The 13,677-nt window shown below is 70.0% G+C and carries 14 protein-coding genes; 6 read left to right on the top strand and 8 right to left on the bottom strand.

Going from position 1 to position 13,677, the window contains the following annotated elements; all coding sequences use genetic code 11:
* Nucleotides 1-228: 228 nt before the first annotated feature.
* The 5 genes from ABZX90_RS17515 to sigK form a co-directional block, all read right to left on the bottom strand.
* Nucleotides 229-720, bottom strand: coding sequence for a peptidylprolyl isomerase (locus tag ABZX90_RS17515; protein ID WP_351120983.1), 492 nt, complete (start codon nucleotides 718-720; stop codon nucleotides 229-231).
* Between the two features lie 272 nt (nucleotides 721-992).
* Nucleotides 993-2,510 carry a glycerol kinase GlpK gene (glpK, locus tag ABZX90_RS17510; protein ID WP_351120985.1) on the bottom strand — a complete coding sequence of 506 codons (1,518 nt, stop codon included), beginning with the start codon at nucleotides 2,508-2,510 and terminating at the stop codon, nucleotides 993-995.
* A gap of 24 nt (nucleotides 2,511-2,534) precedes the next feature.
* Nucleotides 2,535-3,377 carry an MIP/aquaporin family protein gene (locus tag ABZX90_RS17505; RefSeq protein WP_351120987.1) on the bottom strand — a complete coding sequence of 281 codons (843 nt, stop codon included), beginning with the start codon at nucleotides 3,375-3,377 and terminating at the stop codon, nucleotides 2,535-2,537.
* A 111-nt stretch (nucleotides 3,378-3,488) separates the two neighbouring features.
* On the bottom strand, nucleotides 3,489-4,226 hold the full coding sequence (locus ABZX90_RS17500; protein ID WP_355205775.1) for an anti-sigma factor: 738 nt from the start codon (nucleotides 4,224-4,226) through the stop codon (nucleotides 3,489-3,491).
* Nucleotides 4,223-4,819, bottom strand: a complete 597-nt coding sequence (gene sigK / locus ABZX90_RS17495; protein WP_351120991.1) for an ECF RNA polymerase sigma factor SigK — start codon at nucleotides 4,817-4,819, stop codon at nucleotides 4,223-4,225. The genes ABZX90_RS17500 and sigK overlap by 4 nt, the downstream gene beginning before the upstream one ends.
* A gap of 466 nt (nucleotides 4,820-5,285) precedes the next feature.
* Here sigK and ABZX90_RS17490 point away from each other — a divergent pair, with 466 nt between their 5' ends.
* From ABZX90_RS17490 to ABZX90_RS17470, 5 genes are all read left to right on the top strand, one after another.
* Nucleotides 5,286-5,669, top strand: coding sequence for a hypothetical protein (locus tag ABZX90_RS17490; RefSeq protein ID WP_355205772.1), 384 nt, complete (start codon nucleotides 5,286-5,288; stop codon nucleotides 5,667-5,669).
* A gap of 141 nt (nucleotides 5,670-5,810) precedes the next feature.
* Complete coding sequence (locus ABZX90_RS17485; RefSeq protein ID WP_351120994.1) at nucleotides 5,811-6,170, top strand: DUF6204 family protein; 360 nt, start codon at nucleotides 5,811-5,813, stop codon at nucleotides 6,168-6,170.
* A gap of 62 nt (nucleotides 6,171-6,232) precedes the next feature.
* Nucleotides 6,233-6,691, top strand: a complete 459-nt coding sequence (locus ABZX90_RS17480) for a MarR family transcriptional regulator (protein WP_355205769.1) — start codon at nucleotides 6,233-6,235, stop codon at nucleotides 6,689-6,691.
* Between the two features lie 124 nt (nucleotides 6,692-6,815).
* Nucleotides 6,816-7,574 carry an IclR family transcriptional regulator gene (locus ABZX90_RS17475; RefSeq protein ID WP_351120996.1) on the top strand — a complete coding sequence of 253 codons (759 nt, stop codon included), beginning with the start codon at nucleotides 6,816-6,818 and terminating at the stop codon, nucleotides 7,572-7,574.
* A 91-nt stretch (nucleotides 7,575-7,665) separates the two neighbouring features.
* Complete coding sequence (locus tag ABZX90_RS17470) at nucleotides 7,666-8,928, top strand: PP2C family protein-serine/threonine phosphatase (protein ID WP_351120998.1); 1,263 nt, start codon at nucleotides 7,666-7,668, stop codon at nucleotides 8,926-8,928.
* Nucleotides 8,929-9,017: 89 nt separating this feature from the next.
* Here the strand turns inward: ABZX90_RS17470 and ABZX90_RS17465 are convergent, their stop codons facing one another.
* From ABZX90_RS17465 to ABZX90_RS17455, 3 genes are all read right to left on the bottom strand, one after another.
* Nucleotides 9,018-9,974 (bottom strand): expansin EXLX1 family cellulose-binding protein, encoded by a 957-nt coding sequence (locus ABZX90_RS17465; protein WP_351121000.1) that lies wholly within the window; start codon nucleotides 9,972-9,974, stop codon nucleotides 9,018-9,020.
* 187 nt (nucleotides 9,975-10,161) lie between these two features.
* Complete coding sequence (locus ABZX90_RS17460; protein ID WP_355205765.1) at nucleotides 10,162-11,433, bottom strand: acyltransferase; 1,272 nt, start codon at nucleotides 11,431-11,433, stop codon at nucleotides 10,162-10,164.
* 365 nt (nucleotides 11,434-11,798) lie between these two features.
* Nucleotides 11,799-13,220 carry an MFS transporter gene (locus tag ABZX90_RS17455; RefSeq protein WP_355205762.1) on the bottom strand — a complete coding sequence of 474 codons (1,422 nt, stop codon included), beginning with the start codon at nucleotides 13,218-13,220 and terminating at the stop codon, nucleotides 11,799-11,801.
* Between the two features lie 172 nt (nucleotides 13,221-13,392).
* On the opposite strand from ABZX90_RS17455, the gene ABZX90_RS17450 reads away from it, so the two are divergent.
* Nucleotides 13,393-13,665 carry a hypothetical protein gene (locus ABZX90_RS17450; protein WP_351121006.1) on the top strand — a complete coding sequence of 91 codons (273 nt, stop codon included), beginning with the start codon at nucleotides 13,393-13,395 and terminating at the stop codon, nucleotides 13,663-13,665.
* The last annotated feature ends 12 nt before the right edge of the window (nucleotides 13,666-13,677 follow it).

Here is a 13,677-nt window from a genome sequence, read left to right as displayed (position 1 = left end):
CCCTCGCGGGCGGGCCGGTCCCCTGGAGTCGGGATCCGGCCACGAATCCGGCTGAACTCTTTCCCGGCCCCGCGACGCGTGGGACAGGATCGGTTCCGGTGGCCGCGGAGTCCCGCGCCGTCGACCGCACGGCGAACCCGGCGCAGGCTTCGGCCCGACGGAGGCGGCGGGTGCACCGCCGCCTCCGTCAGCACTCGTCCGCCGGGTTGCCCCGGGCCGTCGGACCGCTCAGACGGTGCCGGAGTCGGAGATGACGATCTTCTTCGCCGTGGTGCCGGAACGGCTGCCGAGCGCCTCGATCGCCTTCACGACGTCCATGCCCTCGACGACCTCGCCGAAGACGACGTGCTTGTTGTCCAGCCAGTCGGTGACGATGGTGGTGATGAAGAACTGCGAGCCGTTGGTGTTCGGGCCCGCGTTGGCCATGGACAGCAGGCCCGGCTTGGTGTGCTTCAGCGTGAAGTTCTCATCGGCGAACTTCTCGCCGTAGATGCTCTTGCCGCCGGTGCCGTTCTGGTTCGTGAAGTCGCCGCCCTGGAGCATGAAGTCCGGGATGACCCGATGGAACGGCGAGCCCTTGTAACCGAAACCGTGTGCGCCGGTGGCGAGCTCACGGAAGTTCTGCGCGGTCTTCGGGACGACGTCGTCGTACAGCTTGAACTCGATGCGGCCCAGCGGCTCGCCGTTGGCGGTGACCTCGAAGTAGACGTTCTCGCTCATTGCTCTGCTCCTCTGAATGCGAATGGTCGCCCCCGAGCATAGAGAAGCTGAGGGGGTGGGCGCGTGACCGGGGGTGATCATTCGGTGTGTGGCCCGTGGTCGGGGAGCGATGGGCGGCGGGTGATCCGCGTTCCGGACATCACCGGATTTCCGCCGGCAGCCCGGTTCGCGAGTGCACAGGAGACCCAGCACGTCCAGCCCCTGACGTGATACGAGTCAGGGGCTGGACGGAACGGCTTTCGTTCACCGGCGCGATCGACGGGCCGGCCTCTTCATTCGACCTTCGCCCAGTCGAGTGTGCGCTCCACCGCCTTCTTCCAGTCCGCGTAGCCCTGTTGACGCTGGTCCTCGGACCACTGGGGCTCCCAGCGCTTGGACTCCTGCCAGTGGGTGCGCAGTTCGTCGGTGTCGCGCCAGAAGCCGGTGGCCAGACCTGCCGCGTAGCAGGCGCCGAGCGCGGTGGTCTCGGCGACGACGGGGCGGCTGACCGGGACACCGAGGACGTCGGCCTGGATCTGCATACACAGGTCGTTGGCGGTCACGCCGCCGTCGACCTTGAGCACGTCGAGATGGACTCCGGAGTCCTGCTCCATGGCCTCGACGACATCGCGGCTCTGGTAGCAGATGGCCTCCAGGGTCGCCCGGGCCAGGTGGGCGTTGCTGTTGTACCGGGCGAGGCCGACGATCGCGCCGCGGGCGTCGGAGCGCCAGTACGGGGCGAACAGGCCGGAGAACGCCGGGACGAAGTACATCCCGCCGTTGTCCTCCACGGTGCGGGCCAGCGTCTCGCTCTCGGCCGCGTTGATGATGATCTTCATCTGGTCGCGCAGCCACTGCACCGCGGATCCGGTGACCGCGATGGAGCCTTCCAGGGCGTAGACGGCAGGACTGTCGCCGAACTGGTAGGCCACGGTGGTCAGCAGGCCGTGCTGCGAACGGACCAGCTCCGTACCGGTGTTGAGGACCAGGAAGTTGCCGGTGCCGTAGGTGTTCTTGGCTTCGCCCGGTGCGTAGCAGACCTGTCCGACGGTGGCCGCCTGCTGGTCGCCGAGCACCCCGGTGATGGGGATGGGGGCGCGCAGGGGTCGGGAGGTGCGCGTCGTACCGTACGCCTCGCGGTGGGACGAGGGGTTGATGGTGGGCAGCATCGCCCGGGGGACACCGAAGAAGCCCAGCAGCTCGTCGTCCCAGTCCAGGGTCTCGAGGTTCATGAGCATGGTGCGGCTGGCGTTGGTCACGTCGGTGGCGTGGATGCCGCCGTCGGGGCCGCCGGTCAGGTTCCACAGGACCCAGGCGTCCGTGTTGCCGAAGAGGGCGTGTCCTTGCTCCGCCGCTTCGCGGACGCCGTCGACGTTCTCCAGGATCCACTGGATCTTGCCGCCGGAGAAGTACGTCGCCGGCGGCAGCCCCGCCTTGCGGCGGATGACGTCGCCCTGGCCGGAACGATCCAGGGCGGCGGCGATGGAGTCGGTCCGGGTGTCCTGCCAGACGATGGCGTTGTAGTACGGACGGCCGTTGCGCGGGTCCCACACGACGGTGGTCTCCCGCTGGTTGGTGATGCCGATCGCCGCCAGGTCCTCCGCGGTCAGGTTCTTGTGACGCAGGGCGTTCTGGATCACCGAGTTGGTGCGTTCCCAGATCTCCACCGGGTCGTGCTCGACCCACCCGGAGCGCGGAAGGATCTGGGCGTGTTCCATCTGATGCTTCGCCACCTCGTTGCCGGCGTGGTCGAAGATCATGAATCGGGTGCTGGTGGTCCCTTGGTCCACCGCGCCCACGAAGTCAGCCATGGGTTGCCGCCTTTGTCGGGGGTGTCAGGCCTTGGGAACGGGGATGCGTCCCGCGGGTTCGGGCTCTGCCGTCGGCAGGAACCGGCCGATGAAGAGCTTGTAGATGCCGGCGCCGAGCACACCGCCGATCAGCGGACCGATGATCGGCACCCAGAAGTAGAAGTTCCCGTACTGGTCTCTCCAAGCTCCTCCGTATCCCGTGAGGAAGCTCGCCAGTCGCGGACCGAAGTCACGGGCCGGGTTGATCGCGTAGCCCGCCAGGGTGCCCCACGCCATGCCGATGCCGACGACGACCAGGCCGATGATGAACGGGGCCAGGTTGGCGCCGGGAGGCGTGTTGAGCAGGTCCGTGATGGCCAGGATCAGCAGCAGCAGAAGAGCGGTGCCGATGATCTGGTCGCGGAACGCGGCCCACTCGTGGACCGGCAGGTTCGGATTGCCGTTGGCGGGCAGCGTGGAGAACACGCCCTGGGTCTTGATGGTGTGGCCGGGGTCGGCCTTCGCCAGCGCGTCCGTGTAGTTCCAGCGCACGATCAGCGCCGCCACGAAGGCGCCGAGCGTCTGGGCCACCACGTAGGGAGCCACCTTGCGCCACGGGAATCCCTTGAACGTGGCCAGCGCGAGGGTCACCGCGGGGTTGAGGTGCGCGCCGCTCAGCCGTGCCGCGACGTAGACACCCATGATCACGCCGATGCCCCATGCCCACGCGATGCTGTCGTGGTTTCCCAGACCGCCCGGTGGCGTTGTGAGTGCTCCGCCGGCGACCACCTGGGCCACCACGCCGCACCCGAAGAGGATCAGAACCATCGTGCCGAGGAATTCGGCGGACATTTCGCCGATCAGCCCCGACTTGAGCCGCTCAACCATGGAAGCCCGCTTCCCGCCGGTCCAGAACCGGCCGTCTACTGCCGCCTTAGCTTTTCCTTACATCAGCATAGGATGATCAAGGGATAAGCGCATTAAGAGCGAAATGTCACCTCAGGCCGGAACCGTCACGATGCCGAGAGGCTCACTGGTGGGCTGCCGGGATCCCCCCGCCGGCTCAGCCGTGATTCCTACGGCGCTGACGTCGTCCAGAGAGCCGCGGAGCAACCGCGCGTGCCCGCCGCCGGAACCGGGGAGAAGGCCCGCCGGGCGAAGGCCGCCCGTTTTCGCCGCGTACCAGAGCTCGTAGACCTGATCGTCGCCGAGGCGCGGAAGGTCCGTGGCGATGAAGGCCGCCCGGCCCTGGTCGCGGGAGGCGACCACGCTGATATCGGCTCCGTTGCTCAGCTTCTGCGTGCTGATCGTGGCGTCCCGGGCGGTGAGGACGTCGGTGAGAGCGGAGTCCTGTGCCTGCAGGCGGGCCACTTCGGTACGCGCATCGTCCGCCTGGGTGTGCTGCCACGTGGCGACGCCGCCGAGCGCGGCCGCGAGAGCGAGGCACGCGGCCAGGGCCAGGCGCAGTGCCCGCTGACGGACCGGAGTGCTCCGGGGGAGACGCTCCTGAAGCGTGTGGCCGATGCGGTCGAGGACGCGTCGGCGCAGCTCGGGGGAGGGGTCCGCGCCGTCCTGGGCCGAGGCGAGTCGCGCGGTGACCGCGGACAGTTCCGCGACCTCGTCCCGGCACGCGGCACAGCCGGCCAGATGGTTCTCGAACGCGGCTTCCTCGGCTGCCGGCAGAGCGTGCAGTACGTACGCGCCGACGGGCTGGTGCGGGTCTTCGGCGGCGGTCATGACCTGGCCTCCAGACATGTACGGAGCCGACGCAGCCCGGAGCGCATCCTGGACTTCACGGTCCCCGCCGGAGTGGCCAGGCAGGCGGCCACCTCCAGATAGGTCATGCCCTGGTAGTAGGCGAGCACCAGCGGAACGCGCTGATGCCGCTCCAGGGCGGCGAGACACCGCCGGACACGATGGTGGTCCTCGTGCCGCTCCACGGCCTCGGCCACCTCGTCGAAGGGCCTGTCCTCCGCGAGCAGCGCGCTGCGCCGTTCACGCGCCGTGCTGGCCTGGACGTGCCGGACCCGGTCCACGGCCCGTCGGTGCGCGAGGGCGAGTACCCAGGCCCTCGCGCCACCGAGTTCGGGGCGATAGCGGTCGGCGGTGCGCCAGATCTCCACCATCACGTCCTGCGTCACCTCCTCGGCCTGAGCCTCGTCCCGCAGCACACGACAGATCAGGCCCATGACCGGCCGCGCGAGAGCGTCGTAGACGTCGGCGAACGCGTCCTGGTCGCCCTCCGCGGCACGCTTGAGCCGGGCGTCCAGCCACGCCTCCGCAGAGGGGTGCCGTCGCGAACCGTGTCCGTCCTGGCCGGTCGTGGACATCGCTCACAGAATCCGTCCGTCGCTTCTCTTCCCGCCTGGCTCGACTCTCCGTCCCCGGCGCCTCCGCCGCAGCGCGAGGGGCCCGTTCGCAGACGGGGTGCGCCGTGGTCACCGCGCCGTGGCGGCCGCGCCGACCTGCGCCTTCTCCGTCCGGAGCCGCGCGGGGAACAGGCGTCGTCACCGTGTATTCGTAGCCGCCCCACCCCCGTATGAGCGGAGCGCGCCGTGATGTCGCCGCGCCCGGCCACGGGGCTCGGCGCGGGGGAGCGGGGCCGCGTCGGACGTCACGCGAGAACTCGTGCAGAAAATCATGGAGGTCTATCCTCATACGTACCTTTCATGGCTCCGAATACCTGGTGTTCCGCACCTCGTGAGCCTCAGGACGTACCGACGAATTCGGCGCGAACTCCCGTGACACGGGCTCCCGTTGTGCACGTCAATGACGTCTTCGAGGGAGGTGAGTCCGATGACCACACGCATCAGCGCCCGGCGCCTGCTGGCCGGTGCGGCCGCGACGGGTCTGCTGGCCGGCGGGGCCGCGCTGGGCATGTCCGGTGTCGCCGCGGCGGCCCCGGCGCCGGCGTCCGCGCCTTCGGTGGTGACCGGTGATCACCATGACCATCACGACCGCTGCGAGTGGAAGAAGGGCCACTGGGAGAAGAAGTGGGTGCCTGGACACTGGGAGAAGAGGTGGGTCCACCAGGACACCTGGCACCAGGGCTTCCGTGACAGCCATGGCAACTGGCACCACGGTCATCACAGCCACGACTGGAAGATGAAGTGGGTCTACGTTCCCGGCCACTGGGAACAGGTGTGGGTCAAGGGCCACTGGGTCTGCCACCACCGCTGAGTGCTCCGGTCGAGGAGTGCGGACCCGGCGCGGTCACTCCGCTCCCGGTCCGCACCCCGCTCCCGATCCGCACTCACCTCCCGGTCCGCACTCACCGAAACGCGGTTGGAGCGAGCCGATCCCGCTGGTTAGGCTCGCCCGATGACCACTCGCACTTTCCGCATCACCGTTCGCGGAGTCTTCGACGGACTCGGCGCCGACCAACGTGACGAACTGCTGGCCCGCGCGTCAGCGCATGACGTACTGCAGGCGGCCTTCACCCCGGAGGGGCATCTCAGCTACGACCTGGCCGCCCGGCCGGCCTTCACCTTCCGGTTCCTGGACTCGGGGGACGCGGAGGAGGACATCCTGGAGGCGGTCGAACGGGCCGAGACCGCTGCGACGGCCTGGCTGACGGAGCGCGGTTACGGCTTCAAGAGGCTCAGGTCCCAGGGCGAGGACCTCTCCCAGGCGCCCCTCGGCAAACGGCAACGGCGGGCCATCGCCCAGAACACCCCCTGACTCCCTCGCACCTCACGGGCGCCTCATGCTTTGGATATGCTTGAGTAGTCAAGGAGGTGTCAATGAGCAGAGGACTGGACGCGACACTGCGCCTGGTGAGGGCGCAGGCCGCCCTGGTGAAGTGGTTCGACGCGAGCCTCGGCGGACTGCACGGGGTGAGCCTGGCCGATTTCACGATGCTGCTGCGGCTGTCCCAGGCCCCGGGCGACCGCATGCGCCGGGTGGATCTGGCCGACGCGCTGGGGCTGACCGCCTCCGGGGTCACCCGGGGGCTCGTACCCCTGGAACGCATCGGCCTGGTCAGCCGGGACGCGGACGCCCGGGACGCCAGGGTGGCCTACGCGGCGCTGACCGAGACCGGCCGGGAGCGGCTGGCGGACATGCTCGTCACCGCCGAACACGTCGCCGAGGAGATCTTTGCCGAGCCGCCGTGGACCAAGGAGGAGACAGCCCAGCTCGCCGTCCTCCTCGGCCGCCTCGGCGGCACCGGCCTCGCCCGGCACGGGGCGGGCGGCTCCTGAGCCCTCCCGCCACCGGTGTCGAACGGGGCACCTGCGGGAGGCGAGGGGGCCGCCGGGAGGGCTCTGTGCGGCTGGATTCGTGTGACGCCTTGCCTGTCCCGTGACACCGGCGCACGCTGGGGGCATGGGAGCTCGCGACGGCCCGACGCTCATCACATCCGTTCAGCGGGCCTTCCGCCTGCTGGAGGCGGTGAGCGCGCACGAGAACGGCGCGCCCGCCAAACAGCTGGCACGTGAGACCGAGCTGCCTCTGGCCACCGCCTATCACCTGCTGCGGACCCTGGTCCACGACGGATACATACGCAAACTGGACGACGGCGGGTTCATCCTGGGCGACAAGATGCAGACGCTGCAGACCCAGGGCCGTGGTCAGGCGCTGCTCAGCCGCGTCCGCCCCACCCTCGCCGCCCTGCGTGACGAAATCGCGAGCGCCGCGTACCTCACCTTCTACGAGGACGGCGAGATCAGGGTCGCCGATATCGTCGACGGCCCCCGTGCGCCCCGGGTCGACCTCTGGGTGGGATTCGAGGACGCGGGCCACGCCACCGCGCTGGGCAAGGCCGTACTGCGAGAACTGGACGAGGACGCGCGCAACGACTACCTCGCCCGGCACACCCTCGCCGACCTCACACCGCGGACGATCACCAGCCGACCGGAACTGCTGCGGCGCCTGGCCTCGTCGCCCGTGGCCCCGGCCGTCACGGACCTGGAGGAGTACGCCCTCGGCACGGTCTGCGTCGCCGTACCCGTCTATAGCGGGGACATCCTCGGATCGCTCGGCGTCTCGCTCCCCGCCGAGCGGCTGCCCCGACTCGAGGCAGTCCTGACGCGGCTCATCCCTACCGCCAACCGGGTGACGAGGAGCCTGTCGCTCACTATCTGAAATTCCTGTGCTTGTGGCGCACGCCTCGAACGTCTTTCCTGTATTAATCGGACATGTCGGGGATGCACCCAGGTGAGGACTGCGGACGAACATGAGTCAGGCCCGAGAGCACGGCAGCGAGCACTGGCGGAACCGGACGTTCAGGAACCGAGGCGTCGGTTCCGGCACGGCGGGCCGCAAGCGCGCCGCCGCCCACCTCGCCTTCGGCACGCCCGTACTGCCCTTACTGGTCGTCGGAGCCATCGTGCTCATCGACCTGGCCGGCGGAGCGGGGGTGATCTGGCTGCCGCTGCTCGCCGCGGGCCCCGCGCTGGCGGCCACCACCAGCCGGCCGTACGGAGTTCTCTGCGTCGGCCTTCTGGCCGCCGCGCTGAGCGTGATGCTCGGAACCCGTGACGGCGTTCCGGGCGACGAGCTCGCCGCCGTCCTGTCCGCCCTCGCGGCCGTCACCCTGGCGAGCGGCCTCGCCAGCGCGCTGCGCTGGCGTCGGGAGCGGGTCCTCGCGGCTGTCCGCTCGGTCGCCGAGGCGGCCCAGCACGCCCTCCTCGCACCCATACCCTCGAGTGTCGGACCGTTCCAGGTCGCCGTCCGCTACAGCGCCGCCGCTGCCGAGGCCCGGATCGGCGGGGATCTCTACGCGCTGGTGCCCACGCCCTACGGCGTCCGAATGATCATCGGCGACGTCCGCGGCAAGGGGCTTCCCGCCGTGGGCACGGCCGCGCTCGTGCTCGGTGTCTTCCGCGAGGCCGCCTACGACGAGCCCGATCTCCTCACCGTCGTCGCCAGGATCGAGCGGAGCCTGGCGCGCAACCTGGGGTACGACGACTTCGTCACCGCGGTGGTCGCCGGTTACCCGGAGCCGGGCCGGCTGGAGGTCGTCAACTGCGGACACGCACCTCCGCTGCATGTGCGCGCTTCCGGGAGCGTCTCGTCGGTCGACCCCGTCAACCCCGCACCGCCTCTCGGGCTGCGAGCCCTCACGGGCGAGACCCCGAGCCTCCAGGTGCTGCCCCTGGCCGACGGCGATCAGCTCCTGCTCTACACCGACGGGGTCACCGAGGCCCGCGACCACGGGCGCGAGTTCTACCCCCTCGCCGAAGGGCTGGCCCGCCATGTGTCCGACGAGCCGGCGTCCACCCTCGCCGCGCTCGACGCCGAGCTCCAGTCCCACGTGGGCGGGCGACTGCACGACGACGCGGCCCTGCTCCTGCTGCGCAAGCCGACCGCTCCCGACCGGGCACGCGAGGTCGTCACGGGCCCTGGCTCCGTCACGGTCCCCTCCCCGCCCCGACCGCCTGCCACGGGTGCGGGGGCGGGCGCCGGGGTCGGCTGCGGCCAGGGCGGCGTGGAGTAGCACTCCGGAGGTGTCACCTCAGGTGCGTCTCTGCGCCTCTGCATCGATGCGCCCCTGCGCGCCTCTGACGACAAGCCCTCCGGAACGGATCAGTGCCGGGCGAACTGGACCCGGGTCGGTTGCACGGTGTCGGGTCGCAGCGCGATGCCACTGACGGTCAGGCGTTCTCCGTAGATGTCGGTGATCCTGATCGCGCCGCCGCATCCGCCGCCGTCCTCGGCGAGGAAGTAGTTGTAGTCGGTACGGGGCAGCTGTCGCCATCCGCCGCTGGTGCGCAGTTCGAGCCGGGCCACCGGATTCCGGTGGTCGATCACTTGGAGTGCGCACCACCATCGGCTGGAGCCGGTCTTGTACCGGACCGCGATCGTGTCGGAGGCGCTGGGGCTCAGCAGCTTCCACGTGATCGGGATCCGGCCGGCCGAGGGGTTCGCGAGTCGGGCGAACGCCTGTGCGCTGAGGTCGAGCTGCCCGGTGGCGCAGCCCACGGGGCATTCATTGGTGATCCGGACCGTGACGGTGGCGCCGTCGGCCGCGCGGACAAGGACGTACGCCCCGCACGCCTTGGACGTTTCGTAGTCGGTGTGATTCATCGCCGCGGTCATGAGCTCGTCGCTCGGGCCGTAGGAGCAGGCGCCGTCGCCGGTCCCGGCGTCGTACGTGGTGGCGACTCCCCGGTAGCTGACCGCGGGGCGGATCCGTCCCGCCAGTGACGCCGCCGCGGACGCGGTCCGGGAGGTGGCCGAGGCCGACGGCCGCGCCGGTGAGGTGGTGACACCGGCCGTCGCGGTCGGGGAAACCGTCGCGCTCGACGACCGTTTCGCCGTCGGGGACGCCGATCCGGCCGGAGCCCCCCGCGCGGGCGTCGCGGTCCCTCGGGAACCCGCGACGGTCGCGGCCGCGCCATGCCCGGCATCGGCCTTGCCGCCGGGGTGGAAGGCCACGGCCAAGCAGACGACGGCACCCGCCGCGATCAGTGCCACCGGGGTGCCGATCAACAGCCTGAGCCGGCGCCTGCGGCGTCGCGCGGCCTGCCTCGATGCGTTCATGCGCTTCCGTTCGGAGGATCGAGCCGATGGTGTGTCCATCAGTGGCCGCCGGAAGCGAAAAGGTTGCCGCCCGATTCCGGCCGCCGCCGGGCCGGGGGAGTTTCGCCGGAGGAAGCGCACAGCCCCGCGCCGACCGCTCATGAGCCGCCGGCGGCTCCTGTCTACTACGGAAGACGCGCCGTTGGGGTCACGTCGACCGTATGCGGCGGGCTTTCCGGCCCCAGGACAGGCCCGGCACCTCGATCCGGCGATGGGTCAGCACGGACAGCGGCACCAGCACGACGAAGAACGCCGCTTCGAGGACGAGGTTGTCCCGCCGCCACCGGCCGATCGTGCCGGCGCTCAACGCCAGCAGTACCGGATGCACCAGGTAGACCGAGTAACTGATCGTTCCCAGTCCGGTCAGCCCGCGCGGGAACCGTCGGCGGCGCAACGCCAGACCGGCACCGAACGTGACCACGGCCAGCAGGAAAGCCGTGATCCAGCCGCGCCGCGCGAAATGAGCTCCGTCGCCGTGCCCGTACGCACTCCCCACCGCGCACATCAGCACCACGACGGCCGTACAGGCCGCGCGCGGCCAGGTGCTCTCACCGCTTTCCGCGCGGTGGACGGCGGTGCCGAGGAACATCACGGAGAGGATCACCAGGCCCTCCCAGAGGGGAACTGTGCCGTTGAAGGGGACCAGTACCAGCGCCAGCACACCTCCCATCACGGCCCCGAACACACGAAGCACGGAGGACCCGGAACTCGCGCAGCAGACGGAGATCACCAGGGCCGTCGAGGCGATCGTGACCAGGGGGCCGACGCCGATCGCGCCGGACAGCGCGGAGGCCGGTGGCAGGGCCCCCGCCGCCACGCTCATGGCGGCCAGCACCCCCAGGACGACGGCGACGGTTGCCGACCGCCGGTGCAGACGGACCGTGAAGAGGGCGACGACCAGCAGGTAGAAGGCCATCTCGTACGACAGTGTCCACAGGACGAGGACGACACTGGGCGTTCCCAGCAGCTCCTGGAGCAAGGTGACATGGGCGACGGCCACGGTGGCGGTGCTCAGCCCGCCGAAGCGAGCGGGCATATCCGTGATGCCCAGCAGATCGAGAGCCAGGACCGAGCCGACGACGGCGGCCCACAGCGGGTAGACGCGGAACACCCGTCCGATCCAGAAGGACCGGACACAGCCCCGGCGTTCGAGCGACGCGGGGATGACGTAACCGCTCACGAGGAAGAACACCAGGACGCCGTACCGGCCGATGTTCACCAGGGGCATCAACTGCTCTCGGGACTCCGCCATGAAGGCGTACGACGAGTGGTCGAACGCCACGAGGAGCGCGGCGACACCGCGCAGCGCGTCCAGCCAGCCCAACCGCGACGGCACGGCGGACCCGCCGGACGCGGGTGGCTGTGCCGGTGCGGAGGGCCGTTGCTCCAGCGGTGGAGGAACGGGAAGTGCGGGTTCCATGGGCTTCCCTGCCTGGACCGAGTCCTGTGGGGTTGAGGGGTTCGTCGGGACGGCCGTGCGGCGGGCCTGCGGAGTTAGGCGGCCGGTCCGGCGACCCTTCCGTGTTCACCGCGAGAGGTCTTCGATCCCCCATCGAAGTGCGGACGCAGGGCGGCGCGGCACGGGACACGCCCTGATGAGGCGGCTTTCGCCGGGATTGACTACGCGCCGCTCAGCGGCTGCGCGCTGCCGAGGCGCCACCGTTTCCGCCAGGGCGAAGCCGACCGGGAGCGCGCCGCCTCCGGGCGTCCCCGATTCCGATGTACCGGTCCTTCGCGGTGAGGGTGACGCTGCCGTCAAGGCCAGTTCGGTACCCGACCGAGGAATCAGCCGTCGTACCGTGCCCGGGTGCCCACCGTGTTGCGCGCGTCGCCGGTGGTTCGGGGAAGGAGGAACGCGGCCGTGAGTCCGAGGAACCCGAGGACGGCGAGGGTGACCATGGCCGCGGCGTAGGAGCGGGTGGTGAACCCGGCGATGAGGATCGTGCCGGCGACGGCTGTGCCCAGCGACGAGCCGAGGTTGGACACACAGCGCGACAGGCCGGAGATCTCGCCCTGTTGGGCCTCGGGGAAACTCGACTGGACGATGTTGACCGATGGGGTCAGCATCACGCCCAGGCCCAGTCCGATCAGCAGGAGCCCGGGTGCGAAGGCCCAGGCGCTGGAGAAGCTGTAGACCGTGGCGATCAGGACGGCGACGCCGGCGATCGTGACGACGAAGCCCGCGATGATCAGCGTGCGTTGGGGGCGGCGCTCGGCGAGACGCTCGGCGGCCAGCGAGGTGGTGAGCAGGCCGAGCGTGGCGGCGGTGAAGATGACGCCGGTCGCGATGGCGTCGTAGCAGCGCACCACTTGGAGGTAGGCGGCCACGGTGAACGACGACCCCATGAGCAGCAGCCATTGGATGTTCTGGGTGATGAGGCCGAGGTTGGAGGTGTGGTTGCGGAACAGGCTGGTGGACAGCAGCGGTTCCTTTCCCGCCGCCTCGCGGGCGCGCACGGAGCGGAAGAACCACAGCAGCGTCAGCGCGCCGAGGGCGAGCAGTCCGGTCATCAGCCAGAGGCTGTTGTCGGCGGCCAGGATGCCCATGACGATGAGGACGAGACCCGTGGCCGAGAGGACGGCTCCTACGGTGTCGAACGGGCGTGTCGGATCGGGCGGAAGCGGGTCCTCGACGTGCCGGCTGAGCACGATGATCAGCGCGACGACCAGGGCCTGGAACACGAATGCGGCCCGCCAGCTGATCCACGACGTGATGAGTCCGCCGATGAGCGGGCCGGCCGCCGCGCCGATGCCGCCCAGCGCCATGATGACGCCGAAGGCCCGGGCGCGGGAGGTCATGTCCGGGAAGAGGAGTGTCGTGAGGATGTAGACGGGCGGGATGAGCAGCGCTGTTCCGACGCCTTCGAGAATCGAGTTGCCGAGGATGAGGACGCCCAGGCCGGGGGAGACGGCACTGAGCAGGGCGCCGACCCCGTACACCGACAGGCCGGCCAGGAAGCAGCGTTTCCGGCCGTAGCGGTCTGTCAGCTTGCCGCCGGGAATCATCAGTGCGGCCATGACGAGCAGGAAGACCGTGATCGCGATCTGCACGCCCTGGACGGTGGTGTCGAGGTCCTCGCTGATGTCGTTGATCATCACGTTCATGTTGGAGCCGGCGAAGCTGCAGATGAACTGTGCGAGGGCGAGCGGGGCGAGAACCCGGCGCTGTGCGACCGACGGCCGCGTCGACGCGTCTGTGTCAGCCATCGTCATTCCTTCTGGCCGCCGGACGTGTGGTGGGTTGTCACGCTCCTACGGTCATAGCCTGCGTCGAACGCCGCCGGACCGCACGTGGACGGGGGCAGACCGGTGGACCCTCTCGACAAGTGCTCTGCGTACTGGGCATGCGCTGTTTCCGGGGATGGGACAGAGTGGGGCCATGGGCCACCTGTGGATGACGTGGTCGATCGAGGGAGTCGGGTCGGCCGGTCAGAACGTCGCTGACGTGGAGGCGGCCTGCCGTGCTCTGATCGGCTCCGTCGAGCGGTCGCGCCGCGCCTTCGACGTGCCGGAGCCGTGGGAGGCGCTCCGCGCGTCGGCGCTGATCCTGCAGGACCAGATCCTGGGCTCGGGACGCGAGGCCCTCGATCAGGGCCGGGAATGGACCTCGACCATGAGAGGCCTGAGCATCGTCCTGATTCCGCGCGGTTGAGCGGGGAGCCGA

Origin of the sequence: Streptomyces sp. NPDC002935, from assembly GCF_040611295.1 — a bacterium.
Lineage (GTDB): Bacteria > Actinomycetota > Actinomycetes > Streptomycetales > Streptomycetaceae > Streptomyces.
Note: the sequence above shows the minus strand (reverse complement) of the source record. Positions and strands in the feature narration are given on the sequence as shown.

Coding starts and splice junctions, on each gene's coding strand:
- ABZX90_RS17485 (WP_351120994.1), top strand. CDS start 5,811: ATGACCACTCGCACTTTCCGCATCACCGTTCGCGGAGTCTTCGACGGA.
- ABZX90_RS17480 (WP_355205769.1), top strand. CDS start 6,233: ATGAGCAGAGGACTGGACGCGACACTGCGCCTGGTGAGGGCGCAGGCC.
- sigK (WP_351120991.1), bottom strand. CDS start 4,819: ATGTCCACGACCGGCCAGGACGGACACGGTTCGCGACGGCACCCCTCT.
- ABZX90_RS17500 (WP_355205775.1), bottom strand. CDS start 4,226: ATGACCGCCGCCGAAGACCCGCACCAGCCCGTCGGCGCGTACGTACTG.
- ABZX90_RS17455 (WP_355205762.1), bottom strand. CDS start 13,220: ATGGCTGACACAGACGCGTCGACGCGGCCGTCGGTCGCACAGCGCCGG.
- glpK (WP_351120985.1), bottom strand. CDS start 2,510: ATGGCTGACTTCGTGGGCGCGGTGGACCAAGGGACCACCAGCACCCGA.
- ABZX90_RS17465 (WP_351121000.1), bottom strand. CDS start 9,974: ATGAACGCATCGAGGCAGGCCGCGCGACGCCGCAGGCGCCGGCTCAGG.
- ABZX90_RS17450 (WP_351121006.1), top strand. CDS start 13,393: ATGGGCCACCTGTGGATGACGTGGTCGATCGAGGGAGTCGGGTCGGCC.
- ABZX90_RS17475 (WP_351120996.1), top strand. CDS start 6,816: ATGGGAGCTCGCGACGGCCCGACGCTCATCACATCCGTTCAGCGGGCC.
- ABZX90_RS17490 (WP_355205772.1), top strand. CDS start 5,286: ATGACCACACGCATCAGCGCCCGGCGCCTGCTGGCCGGTGCGGCCGCG.
- ABZX90_RS17505 (WP_351120987.1), bottom strand. CDS start 3,377: ATGGTTGAGCGGCTCAAGTCGGGGCTGATCGGCGAAATGTCCGCCGAA.
- ABZX90_RS17515 (WP_351120983.1), bottom strand. CDS start 720: ATGAGCGAGAACGTCTACTTCGAGGTCACCGCCAACGGCGAGCCGCTG.
- ABZX90_RS17460 (WP_355205765.1), bottom strand. CDS start 11,433: ATGGAACCCGCACTTCCCGTTCCTCCACCGCTGGAGCAACGGCCCTCC.
- ABZX90_RS17470 (WP_351120998.1), top strand. CDS start 7,666: ATGAGTCAGGCCCGAGAGCACGGCAGCGAGCACTGGCGGAACCGGACG.